The sequence below is a fragment of the Kitasatospora sp. NPDC047058 genome (assembly GCF_040643935.1).
Classification (GTDB): domain Bacteria; phylum Actinomycetota; class Actinomycetes; order Streptomycetales; family Streptomycetaceae; genus Kitasatospora.
Window position 1 is genome coordinate 1 of sequence record NZ_JBEYVJ010000134.1, and the last position, 19,312, is coordinate 19,312.

Below are 19,312 nucleotides of genomic sequence, written 5' to 3' on the forward strand. Positions count from 1 at the left end.
TCCGGCTTCGAACTCCTCACCCAGGGCACCCGGATGCGGATACTCGGTCATGGAGCCGGGCATGCGGCCCAGCGCGGCGTCGGCGGCGGCGAAGCAGGTGAGGGCGGCGCGGCGCAGCCCGGGGTCGGCGACTGCCAAGGTGGCGGCGCGGCGCCAGGCGTCGCTGCGCGGCGGGCGCGGGCCTTCGGCGCACTCCAGCGGCTCCAGCGCGGCGAGCGCGGCGTCGGCGGCCACCGGGTCGTCCAGCAGGGCGGTGACCAGGGCGGCGGGGACGATCCAGCCGTCGCCGGGCTGGGCGTCGATCATCCGCAGCTCCAGGTGTCCGCGCGGGCGGACCGGCGGGAACAGCGTGGTGCGGTGGTAGTCAAGGTCCGCCAGGGTGGGCGGGCGCTCGCCGGCGCCGCGCAGCCAGTCGGCGAAGGTCATCCCGGCCGGCGCGGTCCACGGCCGCCCGTCGGGGCGGCGGATGCAGAGCACCTCGGCGTCCAGCACGTACCGGCTCCAGGCCTCGCGCGGGTCGCCGTGGTCCGGGCCCGGCGCGAGCGTGCGGGTGGGATCCATCCGGGACCAGACGGTCTGCCGGGTGGACCGGTGGCCGGTCGGCTTCCCGTCCAGCAGCGGGGAGTTGGCGAAGGCGGCGACCAGCACCGGGCCGAGCCGGTGGGCCAGCTGCCAGCGGCGGGCCAGCGTGTGCGGGCTGCCCGCGGCGCCGCCCTTCCCGCTGCCGGGGCCGGTGCCGCTGCCCAGGCCGCCGTCCAGGCCGGCGTCCAGGCAGACCTGGACGGAGGCGGTGCCGGTCATCATGATCCGGCCCCACGGGCCGGCCGAGTCGAAGAACCGCTCCATCGCCAGATAGCGCGGGTGGTCCAGCACCATCCGGCGCGGACGGGCCAGCGGGTCGGTGCCGGTGCCGGTGAGTCGCAGGCCCTGGGCGGCGAAGGCGGCCCGCAGGGCGGCGAGGTCGCGTCGGGTGTCGTCGACGCAGGCGACCAGTCCTTCGGCGGGCGGGGAGCTGAGCTCGACCTGTCCGCCGGGTTCGAGGGTGAGGCGGGCCCCGGAGGGGAGCGACGTCCCGTCCGGACCGCCGAGGGGCAGTGCGTCCAGTGCGGCGTGCAGCCGCTCCGGTAGGACGGGGGTGCCGGGACATCGGTCGTCGTGGACGAACCACTCGACCTCGACACCCACCAGCCGGGGCGGCCCGATCTTGAAACAGACGCCGGACACGTGGCTGCGCGCGGCGGACTCGGTCAGCGGTGTCACCCCGCCGGACGGCGGTCCCGCGCTGGGCCGGGCGGTCGGGCTGGTCGGTCGAACGGGTATCACCGGACTCACCATCCTCGGGATCACGATTGCGGCCCGGTCTACCTTGCCCAGTCTGCTACGGACCATGCCGGGGCGCTCCGCAAACATCTTGTGAAGAGGTGTGTTCGCAGGTCAGGGGCGGTGCAAACGGGTGACGGCGGCGGCGCCGGCCCCGCGGAGCCGCTCCAGCACCGCCGCCAGCACCGGGGTCGGCAGCGCGTAGTTGAGCCGCAGCGAACCGCGTCCGCCCGGCCCGAAATCGGCCCCGTCCGAGGCCTCCAGGCCGTACCGCTCCAGCAGCGCCGCCCGCGCACCGTCCGGCGGCAGACCGAGCGCGGCGGCGTCCACCCAGAGCAGGTACGAGGCCTCGGGCACGGACCGCACGGCGCCGCCGAGCAGAGCGGTCAGCCGGTCCCGCGCGGCCGCCAGGTGCGCCAGCAGCGCGTCCAGCCACGGGCCGCCCTCGCGCAGCGCCGCCTGCTGGACCACCTGCTCCAGCAGCCCGCCCTCCCACAGTCCGTAGCCGGCCATCACGTCGGCCAGCCGCTCCCGCAGGGCGGCGTCCGGGACGAGCGCGAAGCAGCTCGGGATGCCGGAGGTGTTGAAGGTCTTGCCGACGGAGTTGAGCGTGACCGTCCGCGCCCGGTGCCTGCCCGCCACGGCGACCGCCACCGGGTGCCGGTGGCCGGGGTGGGTGAGGTCGCCGTGCACCTCGTCCGAGACCAGCACCGCCCCGGCCCGCGCCGCCACCTCGGCGAGCGCGGACACCTCAGCCTCCGACCACACCCGCCCGGACGGGTTGTGCGGACTGCTCAGCAGCACCGCGCCGTCCCGGCACCCGGCGAACGCCGCCACCGGCAGCCGGTAGCCGGCGCCGTCCCGGGCCAGCGGCACCTCCCGGTACGGCAGGCCGGCGGCCCGGCAGAGCTGGGCGAAGCCGCCCCACTCGGGCGTCGGGAACAGCACCTCGCCGGCCGGGCGCACCGCCTCCAGCAGCAGCCGGACGGCGGTCCGCGGCCCGAACGGCAGCAGCAGCACCCACGCCGGGTCCACCTCCACCCCGTGCCGCTCCCGGTACCACCGCGCCACCAGCTCCCGCCCGGCCGGATCGCACACCGTGTACCCGTACGCGCGGTGCCGCGCCCGCCGCTCCAGCGCCCGTGCGACGGTCGGCGGCCCGGGCAGGTCCATGTCGGCCAGGCCCATCGGGATCACCCCGCCCGCCCCGCCGCCGGCCCGGGCCCACTTGCTGCTCCCGGTGCCGCTGCGGTCGAAGGGCCGGTCGAAGGCCTGGTCGAAGGGCCGGTCGAACCCGGGGCCGGAGTTCTCCGGCGTGTCGGGGCGGTCGGGCTGGTCGGGCGGGGCGATCACGGTGGTGGCCTCCCGGTGCGGCGGCGGGCGAGGGACGTCCGCAGGCACGCTAACGTCCCGGCCGGCACCGGGGGGAGAGAATCACCAGCCGTGTCGGCGGTTCCAGGAGTTGACGCTCAGCGCGTAGAGGACGTTGCCGAGGCCGGCGGTGAACAGGAACAGCACCACGTGGACCGCCGCGGACTGGCGGCGGCGCGGCGGACGGCCGGCGGTGACGGCAGCCGCCGCGGCCGCGCTCGCGCTCGACGCTGCGGAGTTGTTGATGACGATCTGCGGGGGCGCCGCGGCGGCAGCAGCCTGCTGACCCGCCACCTGGGCCCGCAGGGCGACGAGTTCGGCGTCCTTCTGCCGGGCCTCCTGTTCCGAGAGCCGTGCCCGCAGGGCGGCGATCTCCTCATCGCGGTGGTCGGGCTGCGGGGTGGTCGGCTCGGTGGTGTCGGCCGGGGTCTCGGGCGTGGTCATGGCGACCGGCCGAGGTGGCGCCCCGTGACCGGCCGCATCGGACGATCACCCGAACCGTGGCACCCGGAGCCGGTACCGCACTGGACGATGATCATCCGTCCGGCGCCCCCTCCGGGGACGGTCCTGAGACGGGAGCGCACCGCCGCCGCGCCGCGTCGTACGCTGCGGCCTCGGCCGGGTGACGGCACACGGCACCGGCCAGGGCGTACGACGCGGCGCTCGGCACGGAGCGTTCGACGGGGAGGGCGAAGCGGATCATGGTGACGACGGCGAGTGACCCGGTGACCGGAACGGGCCAGGACCAGGAGGTCACCCTCTTCGTGGCCCGCCGGGTGGAAGCCGGCTACGAGGAGGCGTTCGAGGTCTGGGCGAAGGAGATCCTGGCCGCGGCCGCCGCGCACGAGGGCAACCTCGGCACCGGACTGCTGCGCCCGGCCGGCCCGGACGACCCCTGGCACCTGCTGATCCACTTCCGCGACGGCGAGGCGTTCCGCTCCTGGCAGGCGTCGCCCGCCCGGGCGGCCTGCTTCGCGGCGGCGGACGGCCACCACCACGAGGTGCACCGGCACGAGATCCTCGGGATGGAGGGCTGGTTCGCCACCACCAAGGCGGCCGCGCCGAAGGGCCGCCCGCCGGTGCGCTGGAAGATGGCCGTCGCCTCGACGATCGCGATCGCCCCGCTCACCGTCACCGCGAGCCTCCTGCTCAACCCGCACCTGGCCGGCCTGCCGACGGCCGTCCGGCCGCTCGTCACCGCGCCGCTCATCAGCGCGCTGATGACGTACGCGGCGCTGCCGGTGGTCACCCGGCTGCTACGGCGGTGGCTCTTCCCCCGGTGACGGTCGGCCGATGACCGGGCGGGACCAGGCGGGACCGGCCCCGGGTCGTACGTCTCCGGTCCCGCCTTTTCCGCGGCTCAGGGCCGATTGACCGCGGCCGGGGGCTGCGACGGATCATTTCCCTGTCGGGTCGTCGTGTGCGGGATCGTCGGGAGGGCCGGCTGCGCATGTGGGGTAAATGGATCGGCTGCAGCGTGCCGGGCGGGCGCCGGGGACGGTTCTCCGCCGCCCAGGGTGCCTGGTCGGTGATCAGCGACCAGCACGGCCTGGCCGGGCAGGTGGGTGGCTGGGATCCCGCCACCGGCCGCGCCTGTCTCCTGGGCCTGTGGGACGACGCGGACGCGTACGGGCGGTTCATGCGCGAGCGGCACGATGCCGTGGTCGCCGAGACCCGGCAGGGTGAGATCTGCACCGCGATCGAGACCGCCACCGGTGCCGTCGTCCTCGAAATGACCGGTGACGCCGGCGGTCTGCCCCGTGCGCTCGAAGCCGCCGCGCTGCTGCGCGTCGCCGACTGCCGCCTGCGGCCCGGCGTCGAGGAACACTTCCTCGACGTGCAGCGACGGGTGTGGGCGCCGGGCATGGCGGAGGCCGGCGGGATGCTCGGCGGCGTCGTCATCCGGTTCGACGCGCACCGATACCTGGTTGCCACCCTGTGGTCCGGAGCCGCCGCTCACGCGCACTACTCTGCGGAACACCTGCCGGCCCTGCGGGAGCGTGCTGCGCCGGAGGCGGACGTCCTTTCGGTGGCCGGCCACGTGCTGCCGCTGGAGACGGCCTGGCGCGTCCTGCCCCGCCGGGCAGCTGAGGGCTGACAGCCGACAGCCGACGGCTGACAGATAACAGACGACAGATGACAACTAACAGATGTTGAAATCTGTCAGCTGTCAGTTGTCCGCCGTCAGGTACGCCGCCAGCCCCCGCCGGCCCCGCCGCATCATCACGGCGTGGTTGGCGCGGAAGACCAGGTGCAGGGGGAGGGCGAGGCGGCGCAGCAACGGCTTGCCGGGGCGGGTGTCCTCCTCGAAGAGTGCGCGGCTGCCGGTGCCGTCCGCGGAGACCGTCCAGCGGGACCAGCCGGTGAGGTCCCCGTGCATGGCGACCTCCAGGACGCCGGCCACCGGATCCCGCCGCACCGCCTCCAGCCCGATCACCAGCCGGTACGGCAGCAGCGCACGCACCACCACCTCGCCGGAACCGCCGCCGCCGCCATCGCCGCTGCCGTACCCGGAGCCGTCACCGGATCCGCCGCCGGCTCCCGCGCCCGTGTCCCGGGCCGCGAGGATCTCCGGCCACCAGAGCGGGTAGTGCCGCACGTCCTCGAGTGCCGCGTACACGGCGGCCGGTGGCGCGGGCAGGCGCCAGGTGTCGCGGAACCGGTAGTGGTTGGGGTCCACGCCCCGCACCCTACTCCGGCTCGGCCAGCGTGAACGCCGTGTTGACCAGGGCGACGTGGCTGAACGCCTGCGGGGTGTTGCCGAGTTGACGGCGGGCGCGCGGGTCCCACTGCTCGGAGAGCAGGCCGAGGTCGTTGGCGAGCCCGACCACCCGGGCGAACAGCTCGTGGGCCTCGGACCGGCGCCCGGTGGCGGCGAGCGCGTCGGCGAGCCAGAACGAGCAGGCCAGGAAGGCGCCTTCGCCGCCGGGCAGGCCGTCGGTGCGCTGGTGGGCCTGGTAGCGGCGGACCAGGCCGCCGTGGTCGAGACCGTCCCGGACGGCGTCGACGGTGCGGACCACCCGTGGGTCGTCCGGCGGCAGGAAGCCGCTCTTGACCACGAACAGGGTCGCCGCGTCCAGCCCCTGGCCGCCGTAGTGCTGGACGAAGACGCCGCGCCGCCGGTCGTAGCCGTTCGCGCAGACGTCGGCGTGGACGGCGTCGCGCATCGCCCGCCAGCGGTCGACGGGGGCGGGCAGGCCGGTGGCCTCGGCGAGCCGGACGGCGCGGTCGGCGGCGACCCAGGACATCACCTTGGAGTGCACGAAGTGCCGCCGCCCGCCGCGGACTTCCCACAGTCCCTCGTCGGGTTCCTGCCAGTGCCGCTCCAGGTACGCCATGAGGGCCCGCAGCAGCGTCCAGACGTGCCGTTCCATCGGCAGGCCGGCCAGCAGGGCGAGGTGCAGGGTGTCCACCACCTCGCCGTAGACGTCGAGTTGGAGCTGGTCGACGGCGGCGTTGCCGAACCGGACCGGCCGGGAGTCCTCGTAGCCGGGCAGCCAGTCGGCGACGGTCTCGCCGAGGACGCGCTCGCCGGCGACGCCGTACACGGTCTGCAGGTCGCCGGGGTCGCCGGCGATGGCGCGCAGCAACCAGCGGCGCCAGGCGGCGGCCTCCTCGCGGAAGCCCCCGCGGAGCAGGGCGGAGAGGGTCATCGAGGAGTCGCGCAGCCAGCAGAAGCGGTAGTCCCAGTTGCGCATCCCGCCGATCCGTTCGGGCAGCGAGGCGGTGGGCGCGGCGACGATCCCGCCGGTGGGCGCGTAGGCGAGCGCCTTGAGGGTGATCAGCGAGCGCAGGACGGCGTCCTGCCACTCGCCGCGGTAGCGGCAGCCGTCCGCCCAGTGCTGCCAGTCACGGAGGGCGGCGAGCAGGGCCGCCTCGGGGTCGGTGCGCGGGGTGGTGGGCAGGTGGGACGGCTGCCAGGTGAGTACGAAGGCGATGCGGTGGCCGGCGGTGACGGTGAAGTCGGAGGCGGTGACGCCGTCCACCCCGTAGGTGTGCACCCCGGGCGGGACGCGCAGCCACGCGGAGTCGGGCCCGGCGACCGCGACCCGGTGGCGGCCGGTGCGGCGGACCCAGGGCTCGATCCGGCCGTAGTTGAAGCGCAGCCGCAGTTCACCGCGGATCGGGACGGTGCCGTCGAGGCCCTCGACGATCCGGATCAGCTGCGGGGTGCGCCGGCCGTCCTGTCCGCGCTGCGGCATGAAGTCGGTGATCCGTACCGAGCCGTCGGGTGTCTGCCAGTCGGTTTCGAGGACGAGGCTGTCGCCGAGGTACCGGCGGGTGGTGCACTGCGTGGCGCCGACCGGGGCGAGCCGCCAGGCGCCGTGCTGCCGGTCGCCGAGCAGGCCGGCGAAGCAGCTGGGGGAGTCGAACCTCGGCAGGCACAGCCAGTCGACCGACCCGTCCCGGCCCACCAGGGCGGCGGTCTGCAGGTCGCCGATCAGGGCGTAGTCCTCGATGCGTCCGGCCATCAGCACCATTCTCGGCCGTCACGGCTCCCTCGGCAGATCGGCCGCGCACCCGGCGGAACGGCCATGTACCCGCCGGGGCGTCCGCGGGACGGGAGAACTCCGCTTGCATGCGTTCGGCGTGCAAGGGAGGATCTTTTGTGCTTGTAGTCTCATCAGTCGCAGCGGTCCCTCCAGACGGCTGGCTTCCCGGAACCGGAGCGAAGGAGTCCTCAGGATGCGGCGACCGAACTGGGTACCGGAGGGCACGGACCTGGACAAACCGAACGCCGCGCGGGTCTACGACTACTACCTCGGAGGTTCGCACAACTTCGAGGTCGACCGGGAGATGGCCCGCAAGGCGATAGCCCTGTGGCCGGAGCTGCCCCAGATCATGCGCTCCAACCGCGCCTTCCTGCGCCGCGCCGTGCAGTTCGTCGCCGAACGGGGCATCACCCGCTTCCTGGACATCGGCTCCGGCATCCCCACCTTCGGCGCCGTGCACGAGGTCGCCCGGGAGATCCGCCCCGAGGCCGAGGTCGTCTACGTGGACCGCGACCCGGTGGCCGTCGCGCACAGCCGCCTGCTGCTGCAGGACGACCCGAAGAGTTCCGTCGTCCGGGCGGACGTGCGCGACATCGACGACCTGCTGTCCCGCCCCGAGGTGACCGCCCTGCTGGCGGCCGGGGAGCCGGTCGCCGTGCTGCTGGTCGCCGTCCTGCACTTCGTCAGCGACTCCGAGGACCCGTGGAAGCTGGTCGCGGTGCTGCACGACGCACTCCCGCCGGGCAGCGCGCTGGTCCTCTCGCACGCCTCCCTGGAGGGCCGCCCGGACCAGGCCGAGGACCACCAGAAGCTCTACCGGATGACGCCCACTCCGCTGACCATGCGCACCCACGAGCAGATCACCGCGATGTTCGCGGGCTTCGAGCTGGTCGAGCCCGGCGTCGTCTACCTGCCGCAGTGGCGGCCCGACCAGCCGGAGGCCGTCGGCCAGCACCCCGAGCGGATGACCGGGGTGGCGGGCGTTGGGTTCCGTCCGTGAGCGAAGCGCCGGTGCCGAGCAGCGCCGATCGGTTCCACGAGGACTGGGCGCGGCTGCTCTCCGGTGACCACGGCACGGCGGTCCACCCCGGCCTGCTCGGCAGGCTGGTCTCCAGGACCGCCGCGCTGCTCCACCGCGCGCAGCAGGAGCAGCCGTTCGAGCCGCACCTGGCGGCCGAGGCCGGCGCCGAGCTCGTCGACGCGCACTTCACCGACCCGGTGGTGCTGGCGCGCGCCGTCGAGCTGCTCCAGGAGCAGCCGGTGACCGACGACCGCGGGCCCGCGCTCTGCGGCGCCTTCGCGGCCGGCTGGGCGGCCGCACTGCGCGAGCGCACCCTGCGTGAGCAGGAGGCCATCCGCACCGCCGCCGACGTGGCCCGCAAGGAGGCCGAACGGGCCCTGCGGGCCTCCGAGGCCCGGTTCCGCGCCCTGTTCGAGAGCGCGGCGATCGGCATCGGCATCGGCGACACCGACGGCAACATCCTCGCCGTCAACAAGGCGCTCCAGGAGCTGTTCGGGGCCGGGCCCGAGGCCATGCAGGGCCGCCGGGTCGGCGACCTCGTCCACCCCGAGGACACGCCCGGCGTCTGGGAGGCGTACGAGGAGCTGATCAGCGGCAAGCGGGAGTACTTCCAGTTCGACAAGCCGTACTACCGGGCGGACGGCGAGGTGGTCTGGACCCACCTGACGGTCTCGCTGATCCGCGACGACGACGGCCGCCCGCAGTACCAGGTGGCGATGCTGGAGGACATCACCGACCGCTACCGGCTGCAGGAGCGGCTGCGCCACCAGGCCACCCACGACCCGCTGACCGGCCTGCCCAACCGCGCGGCCTTCTTCGAGCGGCTGGAGAAGCTCTTCGAGGAGCCGGAACCGGGCGCCCGGTTCGGCCTCTGCTACGTCGACCTCGACGGCTTCAAGGTGGTCAACGACAGCCTCGGCCACGACACCGGCGACCAGCTGCTCTCCGCCGTCGCGGCCCGGCTGAAGGCCGCGCTCACCCCGCTCGGCCACCTGGTCGCCCGGCTCGGCGGCGACGAGTTCGTGGTGCTGCTGGAGAACTGCCGCGGCGAGCAGGAGGCCGTCGCGGCCGCCAAGACCGTGCTGAAGGCGCTGGCCGGGCCGGTCCTGATCGGCGATCACAAGCTCGCCGTCGGCGCCAGCGTGGGCGTGCTGGAACGGCGGGTCTCCACCACCACGCCGGGCGCCGCCGTCCGTGCCGCCGACCTGACGCTGTACCGGGCCAAGGAGGCCGGGCGCGGCCGCTGGACGCTCTTCGACCCCAAGGAGAACGCCCGCGCGGTCAGCCGCTACGCGGTCTCGGTCCGGATGCCGGCCGCCCTCGACCGCGGCGAGTTCTTCATCGACTACCAGCCGCTGTACGCGCTGGCCGACGGCCGGCTGGCCGCCGTCGAGGCGCTGGTGCGCTGGCGCCACCCGCAGCTCGGCGTGCTCGGCCCGGACGAGTTCGTCACCACCGCCGAGGAGACCGGCCTGATCATGCCGCTCGGCCGCTGGGTGCTGGAGCAGGCCTGCGGCCAGGCGGCGGACTGGATCAAGCGGTTCGGCGACGAAGCGCCGCAGCTGAACGTCAATCTGGCGGTCCGTCAGGCCCGCAACGCCGCCCTGGTGACCGACCTCGGGCGGATCCTGGACACCACCGGCCTGGACCCGGCCCGGCTCCAGCTGGAGATCACCGAGTCCACCGTGGTCGGCCCCGAGGACGAGGCGCTGCGGACCCTGCACGGGCTGGTCGGCCAGGGCGTCTCGCTCGCCGTGGACGACTTCGGCACCGGCTGGTCCAACCTGGCCTACCTGCGCGACCTGCCGGTCTCCGGCCTGAAGATCGCCGGCTCGTTCGTCGGCGACCTGCACGACCCGGCCAAGGACGAGGAGACGGGGTGGCGGATCGTCAGCGGCCTGGTCTCGATGGCGCATGCGCTGGGCCTGACCGTCACCGCCGAGGGTGTGGAGACCCGCAAGGACGCCGAGCGGCTGCGCGCCATCGGCTGCGACTGGGCGCAGGGCTGGCACTTCGGCCGCCCGGTGCGGCCCGCCGAGATCGCCCGCCGGATCGCCGAGGAGCCGGAAGGCCGCCCGGTCGGCCGCTGACGGCGCCACGGGCGCTGATGACGGCGCTACGGCCGCTGACGGCGGCGCTACGGCCGCTGACGGCGCCTACACCGCCCTGGCCTGACGCTGCCCTGTGCCGATGCCCGGCACGGGGACCGGTCAAGGGCCCGACGGCGGCCCCCAAAGGTCCGACGGGGGCTATGCCGAATCGGGCATAAGAAACAATTCCCCACAAACCTCTTGACGTGACGCAGGTCACCTGGGCACGATGAGGCCCTGGCACACCCCGCACCCCGGTGCGGGAAGCACATTGGCCAGTTCGACAGACCGGGCGCTCCGGCGCCCGAGCGAGAGCCGGCGGCGCGCACCCCCTTCGGCCGCGAGAGTCGCTCTCCAGCTTTCGGCAGTCCCCTCCGGGGACTTCCCTACCGGGGCCCCGCCCCCGCGCATCCGTCGCGCGCCGGGCCCGCCCCGTCACACCAGGGGCCGCGCCCTGCCCGGCGCCGCCCGCCGCCTCCCTCCGAGAGGCCGTCCTCGATGAGCACCACCCTGCCCAACCACGTCGTTCCGCACCCGGAGCCGAACGGCCGGCCGATGCGCCGCGCCGAGGACCGGGCTCCCGCCCGGCGGCCGATGCGCCGGGCCGGGGACGGCGTCCCCAGCAAGCACAGCGTGACGCTGGTCGTGCCCGCGCAGAACGAGGCCCGGAACATCCCCTGGGTGTTCGAGCAGATCCCGCGCTGCGTCGACGAGGTCATCCTGGTGGACGGCTCGTCCAGCGACGCCACCGTCCCGATGGCCCGGCACTGCCTGCCGACCGTCCGCAGCGTCCCGCAGCGCGGGCCCGGCAAGGGCACCGCCCTGCGCACCGGCTTCGCCGCCGCCTCCGGCGAGTACATCGTCATGATGGACGCCGACGGCTCCATGTGGCCCGGCGAGATCCCGAACTTCCTCCACTTCCTCGACCACGGCTACGACTTCGTCAAGGGCTCCCGGTGCATCGCCGGCGGCGGCTCGCTGGACTTCACCCGGGTCCGCTCGCTCGGCAACCGCGTCCTGCTGACCGTGGTCAACCACCTGTACGACGCACACCTCACCGACCTGTGCTACGGCTACTGTGCCTTCCGCCGCTCCTTCCTGGACGCGCTCGACCTGCAGTCGACCGGCTTCGAGATCGAGGCCGAGATGATCGCGCACGCGCTGCGCTCCGGACTGCGGATCGCCGAGGTGCCGAGCCTGGAACTCCCCCGCCGCAGCGGTCGATCCCACCTGCACGCCATCTCCGACGGCCGCCGGGTGCTGAGGACCCTGATCTCCGAGCGTCCCGGCGCCCGGGCCTCGGCGGCCCCTACCGCGGAGGAGCGATGATGAATGGCTCCGACCGGCGCACCGCAGCTGCCTGTCCGCGCCCTGCCGCCCGCGACTCGCTCTACACCCCCGTCTGTGTCGTCGACCTGGACCTGGACGACCCGAGCGGGCTGCGCCCGCCGGGCGGTCTCGGTGCCGTCGACCCGGTCGGTCGCGTGTTGGCGTTGGTGCGGCTGCACGGACACCCGCTCGGCTTGGTCACGGCCACCGGAACCGCCGGCGACACCGCCGCGCTGCGCCGGGCGCTGGTCGACGCCGCCCACCGGGAACTCCCCGTTCCCGCTCTGTCCACCGCGACACCCGCGGCGCGTCCTGGTCGGGTCGGACGCGCCCGGGTGCCTGCGGGCAGCCCGACGGTCAGCGTGATCGTCTGCACCCGGGACCGGGACGCGCTGCTCCCGCGCTGCCTGGACTCCCTGGTGCGGATCGGGCCCCCCGTCACCGAGGTGATCCTGGTGGACAACGCCCCCAGGGACGACAGCACCGAGAAGCTGGTCCGGTCCCGCTACGGGGACCTCGTCCGGTACGTGCGGGAGCCCCTGCCGGGCCTGGCCCGGGCCCGCAACCGCGGGCTCGCAGCCGCCCGCGGCGAGATCTGCGCCTTCACGGACGACGACGCCATCGCCGACTCCCGCTGGGTGACCGCCCTGGTGGAGGCCTTCCAGTCGGACGACCGGATCGGCTGCGTGACCGGCCTGGTGCTGGCCGCCGAGCTCGACACCGAGGCGCAGTTCGTCCTGGAGCAGTACAACGGTCCCACCCGCGGCTTCGCCGCCCGGAGCTGGTCGCTCCGGGAACCGCTGGACGACCCGCTGGTCCGCTTCTCCACCGGCCGCTTCGGCATGGGGGCCAACATGGCGTTCCGCACCGACGTCATCCGCGCCGTCGGCGGCTTCGACCCGGCCACCGGCACCGGCACGCCCTCCCGCGGCGGCGAGGACCTGCTCTCCTTCCAGCAGGTGCTGACCGCGGGGCACACCGTGGCCTACCAGCCCGACGCGATCATCTGGCACCGGCACCGGCGGACCATGGAGGCGCTCGCCACCCAGGTGAGCGGCTTCGGGGTCGGCTTCGGCGCGTACCTGGCGGCGGCGGTCTCCCACCGGCCGGCCCTGCTCGCCGAGCTCGTCCGGCGGCTGCCCTACGGCGTGTGGCGGTGGCACGTCACCCACCAGGTGGGCCCCCGGACCGGTCCGGTCGACGGCGACACCCTGCGGATGCTCCGGAAGCTGGAGCGCCGCGGACTGCTGTACGGCCCGTTCTGCTACCTGTACACCGTCTGGCAGCAGCGCCGCCCCGGGGGCGGGCGTCCGGCCGGGCACCCGGTCGGACGCCCGGCCGGACACCGGACTGGAGGCCAGCCGTCATGACTGCCCCGATCACCCTGCCACCCGCGCCCGTCGAGGTCGCCGAGCTGGACCTGGAACGCCCGGGCGAGCTGCACCGCCCCGGCCGGGGCGAGGTGTTCTCCCCGCGCGGCCGGGTCCTGGCACTGATCCGCCACCACGGGCAGCCGCTCGGCCTGGTGACCGCCGAGGCCGCCTCCGGCGATCCGGACGCCCTGTGCCGGGCCCTGACCGCCGCGGCGGCCCGCGACCTGGACCTCGACCCCGACCTGGACCCCGGCCTGGACCTGGACCTGGACCCCGACCTGGGCCTCGACCGCGACCTGCCCGGGCCGCACCCCGGCCGGCGGCCCGACACCCCGCTGGTGAGCGTCGTCGTCTGCACGCACGACCGCGCCGACCTGCTCCCGCGCTCCCTCGACGCCCTCCTGGCCGGCACCTACCGGCACACCGAGGTCATCGTGGTCGACAACGCCCCCTCGGACCGCGCCACCGAACTGCTCGTCCGGCTCCGCTACCCCGGCCGGGTCCGCTACCTGCGCGAGCCGGTGCCCGGCCTGGCCCGGGCCCGCAACCGCGGCCTGGCCGTGGCCCGCGGCGAGATCTGCGCCTTCGCCGACGACGACCTCCTGATCGACGCCGGATGGGCGGCCGCCATGGTCGACGGCTTCCGCTCGGACCCGAGGGTGGGCTGCGTGACCGGGCTGGTCCTGCCCGCCGAACTCGACACCCGGGCGCAGATCGCCCTGGAACGCTACTGCGGCTACGCCAAGGGCTTCACCGTCCGCAGCTGGTCGCTCCGCGAACCCACCGACGACCCGCTCTTCCCCTTCGCCACCGGCCGGCTCGGCACCGGGGCCAACATGGCCTTCCGCACCGGCCTGCTCCGCTCGCTCGGCGGCTTCGACCCCGCCACCAGCACCGGAACCCCGGCGCGCGGGGGAGAGGACCTGCTCTCCTTCCTCCAGGTCCTCACCTCCGGTCACACCGTGGTGTACCGGCCGGACGCCCTCGTCTGGCACCCCCACCGCCGCTCCATGGAGGCGCTGACCACCCAGGTCTTCGGCTTCGGCGTCGGCTTCGGCGCCTACCTGACGGCCGCCACCCGGCACCAGCCGCGCCTGCTGGCCGCCCTGCTCGCCCGGGTGCCGCGCGGCGTCCGGCAGACCCTCCGCCGGGGCACCCCGTCCGGAGACCGCCGCGACCCGCTGATGGCTCACCTCGGGCGGCTGGAACTCCTCGGCCTGCTCTACGGGCCGCTCTGCTACGTGCGCAGCGTCCGGGCGCAGCACCGGGCCGACTCCCCGACGAGGCCGTGATGTCCATCCTCGACCACACCCGGTCCAAGCGGAGGGCGGCGGCCGCCCGGCCGTGCTCCTGCCCGGTGGCGCTCCCCTGCGAGTGCTCCTACCCCGCCCTGCTGCGCGCCCGGGCCAGGGCGGCGACCGAGCGCCTGCGCGCGGACTCCCTGATGCACAACGGCCACGTGCTGGCCGCGAGTTCGATCGTCGCGGCCGGGCTCGGCGCGTTCTTCTGGATCCTCGCCACCCGGTACTACAGCGTCGAGACCGTCGGCCGGAGCTACGCCGCCCTGTCCGCCGCGATGTTCCTGGCCACGCTCGGCAGCCTCAACCTCGGGGACGCCCTGGTGCGGTTCGTCCCCGCCGCCGGCCGGCACACCCGGCCCCTGGTGCTGCGGTGCTACACGATCAGCGCCGGCTGCAGCGCCCTCGTCGCGATCGGCTTCCTGCTGCTGATCCCGGTGGTCGCCCCCAACCTGCGCTACCTGCACTCCCCGGTGCTCGCGGTCTCCTTCGTCGCGGCCACCGCCGGCTACGCGATCTTCGTCCTCCAGGACGGCGCGCTCACCGGCACGCGCCGCACCGGCTGGGTGCTCGGCGAGAACGCCGTCTTCGCCGTCGCCAAGGCCGTGCTGCTCGCGACCTGCGCGGCGCTGGCCGTCGGCACCGGCATCCTGGTCGCCTGGGCGGTGGCCATGGTCGTCTCGATCGCCCTGGCCAACGTCGTGCTGTTCCGCCGGGCCGTGCCGGTCCACGCGGCGGCCGGCGACGCCGACGCCGAACCGCCCCAGCGGGTCCTGCGCTGGGCCGGCGCCGACTACCTCGGCAACCTCTTCAGCTTCGCGAGTTACAGCGCCGTCCCGCTGATCGTGCTGGCCCAGCTCGGCCCGGAGGGCAGCGCCTACTACTCGCTGGCGTTCGTCATCGCCTCCACGCTCTTCGTCGCGACGTTCAGCATGGGCCACTCCCTGGTGGTCGAGGGCGCCCGCGACCCGCAGCGGCTCGCCGAGTACGCCCGGCGCATGCTGCGCCACACCGGGCTGCTGCTGTCCGGCGCCGTCCTGGTGATCGTGGTCTGCGCCCGGTGGATCCTGGGCGTCTTCGGTCCCCAGTACGCCGAGCACGGCACCGCGGTGCTGCGCCTGCTCGCGCTGTGCGCGCTGCCGATCGCGGTCACCAACGTGGTCATCCAGGTGGCCCGGGTCCGCCGGGCACTGCCCTGGATGGTCGGGGTGCGGATGGCCTCCGCCACGATGATCATCACGCTGGTCGCCCTGCTGCTGCCGCGCTACGGCCTGGTCGGAGTCGGTCTCGCCTGGGTGGTCTCCGAGTACACGCTGGCGGCCTTCCTGCTCCTCGTCCTGCGCCGCTGGCTCGGGACCATGGAGGCCGCGGAGGGCGACGAGGGCGACGAGGGCGACGAGGGCGACGAGGCCGGCGAGGCCGGGGGAGCCGTGGAGGCTGTGGAAGGAGGCCAGGGCGATGACCACTGACCAGCCCTTCGACCGGGTGCACGACCGGACGCTCCCCGCGACCCCCGCCACGCCCGCCACGCCGGCGACCCCCGTGCCCGACTCCGGGACCCCCGCACCCGACTCCGGGACCCCCGCGCCGAGCCTGACCGTGGTGATCTGCGCCTACACCGTCGAGCGCTGGGACGACCTGCGCGCCGCCGTCGCCTCGGTCCGCGCCCAGCACCGCCCGCCCGCCGAGACGCTGCTGGTCGTCGACCACTGCCCCGAACTGCTCCGCCTCGCCCGCGAGCAGCTGTCCGCCGGCCTGCGGATCCTGCCCAACAGCCGCCGCCGCGGCCTCTCCGGCGCCCGCAACACCGCCCTGGCCGCGGCCCGCGGCGAGCTGATCGCCTTCCTGGACGACGACGCCACCGCCGACCCCGCCTGGACCGAACGCCTGCTGGCCGGCTACCGCACACCCGACGTGCTCGGGGTCGGCGGCCACGTCCGGCCCTGGTGGCTGAGCGGCCGGCCCGGCTGGTTCCCGCCCGAGTTCGACTGGGTGGTCGGCTGCTCCTACCGCGGGCTGCCGGACCGGCCGGCCCCGGTGCGCAACTTCATCGGCGCCAACATGTCCTTCCGGCGCGCCCCGGCCCTGGCCGCCGGCGGCTTCCGGACCGACCTCGGCCGGGTCGGCCGGCGTCCGCTCGGCTGCGAGGAGACGGAGCTCTGCATCCGCCTGTCCGCCCGCCACCCCGGCGCCGAGCTGCGCTACGAGCCCTCCGCCGCGGTCCGCCACCGGGTGCCGCCGGCCCGCACCACCTTCTCCTACTTCGCCGCGCGCTGCTTCGCCGAGGGCCGCTCCAAGGCGGCCGTGGTGCGGCACGACGGCGCCACCGCCGGCCTCGCCAGCGAACGCGCCTACCTGCGGCACACCGTGCCCGCCGCGCTGCTGCGCAGCCTGCGGCGCGGCCACCCCGTCATGGCGGCGGCGCTCTGCGCCGGCGTCGCCCTGACCGCCGCCGGCTACCTCACCGGGGTCGCCGGCGGCCGGGCCGTACGGACCGCGCCCCGCCGGACCGGCGCGGTCCGTCCGGCCACCGACGGCGAGCCCGCCGTCGGCGAGCCCGGCGGCATCCGGCCCACGACCCGGGCCACCACGGCCGAACCCGCCACGGTCCGGCCCACGGCAGCCCGGCCCGCCACGGCCCGGGCGACCGGCACCGGAACGACCGGGAGCGGGCCATGACCGCGATACCCGTCTTCCTCTACCACTCGGTCTCGGACGACCCGCCGTCCTGGCTCGCGCCGTACACCGTCACGCCCGCCCGGTTCCGCGAGCAGCTGAACCGGATCAAGGACAGCGGCCTGTCCGTGGTGCCGCTGCGCCGGCTCGTCGGCGCCCTGCGCGGCGGCCCGCCGCTGCCCCCCGGCGCCGCCGTCCTGACCTTCGACGACGGCTACGCCGACTTCTACTGGACGGTCGCCCCGATCCTCTCCGACGAGGGCCTGCCCGCCACCCTGTACATCACCACCGGCGCCGCCCACCCGCCCGGCGGCCGCGGCACCGGAAGCCTGCTGCCGCCGGCCCCGATGCTGAACTGGCGCCAGATCGGCACCCTCGACGCGCTCGGCGTCGAGATCGGTGGCCACTCCCGCACCCACGTCCCGATGGACACCGTCTACGGCCGCCGGCTCACCGACGAGATCGCCGGCTGCAAGACGGTCCTGGAGGACGTCCTCGGCCACGAGGTCGTCTCCTTCGCCTACCCGCACGGATACTCGGGCGCCGAGGTCCGCCGCAAGGTCGGCCAGGCGGGATTCACCTCCGCCACCGCGGTCGGGAACGCGTTCAGTTCCCCGGCCGACGACCCACTGCGGATCTCCCGGCTGATGGTCCGCGCCGACACCCCGCCACAGGTCTTCGACGACTGGACGAAGCGCCGGGGCGCCCCGACCGCGCCCTTCCACGAGAGCGCTGCCACCCGGGCGTGGCGGGCCTACCGCCGCCTGCGCGCGGCCCTCGGCAGCCCGGTCGGCGGACCGCCGAGGGGCCGCGGTCAGGAGTGATCACAGTGACCGACTCCCTGGAACGTGAAGACGTCCGACCCGACCCGCGGACACCGGCCCACCCCTCACCCGACCACCCCACCTCCGCCCACCGGACCGGCGGGTTCCGCGCGGCCGTCGCCGCACCCGGCCTCTCCGGCTGGATCGTCCGGTGCGCACTGCCCGCGGCACTGGCGCTCTGGCTGCTGGCCCTCTCCCGCACGCAGCTCTCCCGGATGGGCGACCTCGGCCTGCTCCAGGCCCTCCCGCCGGCGTACTTCGCCGCCCTGGTCCTGCTCACCGCCGGCTTCGTCACCGCCCTGCGCGCCCCGCGGATCCGCCACCGGTGGCCCGCCGCCTACGTCCTGGCACTGATCCTGGTCGTCCACGCGACGCCCAGCCTCCTCTACCCGACCCTGCGGTACGCGTGGGCCTGGAAGCACGTCGCGATCGTCGACGCCATGCTGCGCCACGGCGGGACGGTGCCGGGCGCGGGCAAGCTCGACGTCTACAACCAGTGGCCCGGCTTCTTCCAGCTCCACGCCGTGATCCTGCGCGCCACCGGCCTGGACTCCGTCCTCGGCTACGCCTCCTGGTACCCGGTGATCACCAACCTGCTGCTGCTCGGCCCGCTGCTGCTGCTCTACCGGAGCATCACCACCGACCGCCGGCTGGTCTGGGGCGGGATCTGGATCTACTACGCGACCGCCTGGGTGGGCCAGGACTACTTCTCCCCGCAGGCCTTCGCCTACCTGCTGTCCCTCACCGTGATCGCCCTGGTCGTGCGCCGGCTGGCGGTGGGGCGCTCGCTCGCCGCCGCCGCCGGACGCGGACCCGCGGAGCGCAGGCCCGGCCCGCCCGGTGCCCGGGCGCTGTCGACGGCCGACGAGGTCCCGACCCGCGGCGGCTGGCGGGCGGCGCCCTTCGCCCTGCTGCTGGTGCTGGTCGCCGCGATCGTCTCCTCGCACCAGCTGACCCCGATCATGCTCGCCGCGACCATGGCCCTGCTGGCTGTGGGCCGCCGAAACCGCCGCACCGTCCTGCCGGTCCTGGCCGCCGTGGTCGGGCTGACCGTGCTCTGGGACGCCACCGTGGCCCGGCCGTTCGTGTCGGAGCACCTGACCAGCCTGGTCACCGCCCTCGGCTCGCCGGACCACAACGCGGTGGCCGGCCTCGCCCGGCTGGGGCAGGCCGCCCCCGGGCAGATCCTCACCTCCTGGGCCGACCGGTGCCTGACCGCCGCGGTCTTCATGCTCGCCCTGGCCGCCCTGGTCCGCCGCCGCTGGGTGCGCCGGGTCGGCCTGGTGCCGCTGCTGGTCGCCCCGCTCGTCCTGCTGCTGGCCAACGCGTACGACGGGGAGATGCTCTTCCGGGCGTACCTGTTCGCCCTCCCGGCCGCGGCCTTCCTCGCCGCCACGCTGCTGTGGGGCCGGCCGGAGGCCCGGTGTCCAGCTCGGCCGCGATCTCGGCCGGCTCGGCCTCGCGGCCCAGTTCCTTGGACTTCTCGCGCTGCACCCGCCGGATCCGGCCGAGCTCCT

The 19,312-nt window shown here is 74.9% G+C and carries 15 protein-coding genes and 1 pseudogene; 10 read left to right on the top strand and 6 right to left on the bottom strand.

The genetic code is table 11. The annotated features are described in order from the left end of the window. The 3 genes from egtA to ABZ885_RS20705 all read right to left on the bottom strand — a co-directional run. Window positions 1–1,260 (bottom strand): ergothioneine biosynthesis glutamate--cysteine ligase EgtA (gene egtA / locus ABZ885_RS20695; RefSeq protein WP_360190414.1); only part of this gene is annotated, 1,260 nt, incomplete at its 3' end. 174 nt (window positions 1,261–1,434) lie between these two features. Next, the gene (locus ABZ885_RS20700; protein ID WP_360190416.1) at window positions 1,435–2,721 is read right to left on the bottom strand and encodes an aminotransferase class I/II-fold pyridoxal phosphate-dependent enzyme; all 1,287 of its coding nucleotides are present in this window, start codon (window positions 2,719–2,721) and stop codon (window positions 1,435–1,437) included. A 33-nt stretch (window positions 2,722–2,754) separates the two neighbouring features. Continuing rightward, entirely contained in the window at window positions 2,755–3,135 is a 381-nt protein-coding gene (locus tag ABZ885_RS20705) for a hypothetical protein (RefSeq protein ID WP_360190419.1), read from the bottom strand. Between the two features lie 257 nt (window positions 3,136–3,392). Between ABZ885_RS20705 and ABZ885_RS20710 the strand changes: the two genes are divergently transcribed. Both ABZ885_RS20710 and ABZ885_RS20715 read left to right on the top strand, forming a co-directional pair. Next, entirely contained in the window at window positions 3,393–3,974 is a 582-nt protein-coding gene (locus ABZ885_RS20710; RefSeq protein ID WP_360190422.1) for an antibiotic biosynthesis monooxygenase, read from the top strand. A 167-nt stretch (window positions 3,975–4,141) separates the two neighbouring features. Then, window positions 4,142–4,789, top strand: coding sequence for a DUF4937 domain-containing protein (locus ABZ885_RS20715; RefSeq protein ID WP_360190425.1), 648 nt, complete (start codon window positions 4,142–4,144; stop codon window positions 4,787–4,789). 72 nt (window positions 4,790–4,861) lie between these two features. Here the strand turns inward: ABZ885_RS20715 and ABZ885_RS20720 are convergent, their stop codons facing one another. Further along, a complete protein-coding gene (locus ABZ885_RS20720) occupies window positions 4,862–5,371 on the bottom strand; it encodes an SRPBCC family protein (protein WP_360190428.1) in 510 nt (169 codons plus the stop codon). A 10-nt stretch (window positions 5,372–5,381) separates the two neighbouring features. Continuing rightward, window positions 5,382–7,163, bottom strand: coding sequence for a glycoside hydrolase family 15 protein (locus ABZ885_RS20725; protein WP_360190431.1), 1,782 nt, complete (start codon window positions 7,161–7,163; stop codon window positions 5,382–5,384). A gap of 214 nt (window positions 7,164–7,377) precedes the next feature. On the opposite strand from ABZ885_RS20725, the gene ABZ885_RS20730 reads away from it, so the two are divergent. The 8 genes from ABZ885_RS20730 (at window position 7,378) to ABZ885_RS20765 (ending at window position 17,795) form a co-directional block, all read left to right on the top strand. Beyond that, entirely contained in the window at window positions 7,378–8,184 is an 807-nt protein-coding gene (locus ABZ885_RS20730; protein ID WP_360190433.1) for an SAM-dependent methyltransferase, read from the top strand. Continuing rightward, complete coding sequence (locus ABZ885_RS20735) at window positions 8,181–10,295, top strand: EAL domain-containing protein (RefSeq protein WP_360190436.1); 2,115 nt, start codon at window positions 8,181–8,183, stop codon at window positions 10,293–10,295. Before ABZ885_RS20730 ends, ABZ885_RS20735 begins: the two co-directional genes overlap by 4 nt. 498 nt (window positions 10,296–10,793) lie before the next feature. Beyond that, complete coding sequence (locus ABZ885_RS20740) at window positions 10,794–11,624, top strand: glycosyltransferase family 2 protein (RefSeq protein WP_360190439.1); 831 nt, start codon at window positions 10,794–10,796, stop codon at window positions 11,622–11,624. Continuing rightward, the gene (locus ABZ885_RS20745; RefSeq protein ID WP_360190441.1) at window positions 11,624–12,994 is read left to right on the top strand and encodes a glycosyltransferase family 2 protein; all 1,371 of its coding nucleotides are present in this window, start codon (window positions 11,624–11,626) and stop codon (window positions 12,992–12,994) included. The genes ABZ885_RS20740 and ABZ885_RS20745 overlap by 1 nt, the downstream gene beginning before the upstream one ends. Then, window positions 12,991–14,289 carry a glycosyltransferase gene (locus ABZ885_RS20750; RefSeq protein ID WP_360190444.1) on the top strand — a complete coding sequence of 433 codons (1,299 nt, stop codon included), beginning with the start codon at window positions 12,991–12,993 and terminating at the stop codon, window positions 14,287–14,289. Before ABZ885_RS20745 ends, ABZ885_RS20750 begins: the two co-directional genes overlap by 4 nt. Next, entirely contained in the window at window positions 14,289–15,764 is a 1,476-nt protein-coding gene (locus tag ABZ885_RS20755) for an MATE family efflux transporter (protein WP_360190446.1), read from the top strand. The genes ABZ885_RS20750 and ABZ885_RS20755 overlap by 1 nt, the downstream gene beginning before the upstream one ends. After that, window positions 15,754–16,974 (top strand): glycosyltransferase family 2 protein, encoded by a 1,221-nt coding sequence (locus ABZ885_RS20760; protein WP_360190449.1) that lies wholly within the window; start codon window positions 15,754–15,756, stop codon window positions 16,972–16,974. The genes ABZ885_RS20755 and ABZ885_RS20760 overlap by 11 nt, the downstream gene beginning before the upstream one ends. Beyond that, on the top strand, window positions 16,971–17,795 hold the full coding sequence (locus tag ABZ885_RS20765; protein WP_360190452.1) for a polysaccharide deacetylase family protein: 825 nt from the start codon (window positions 16,971–16,973) through the stop codon (window positions 17,793–17,795). The genes ABZ885_RS20760 and ABZ885_RS20765 overlap by 4 nt, the downstream gene beginning before the upstream one ends. A gap of 1,416 nt (window positions 17,796–19,211) precedes the next feature. Here the strand turns inward: ABZ885_RS20765 and ABZ885_RS20770 are convergent. Continuing rightward, window positions 19,212–19,312, bottom strand: a pseudogene (locus tag ABZ885_RS20770) (sigma-70 domain-containing protein); the annotation flags it as partial.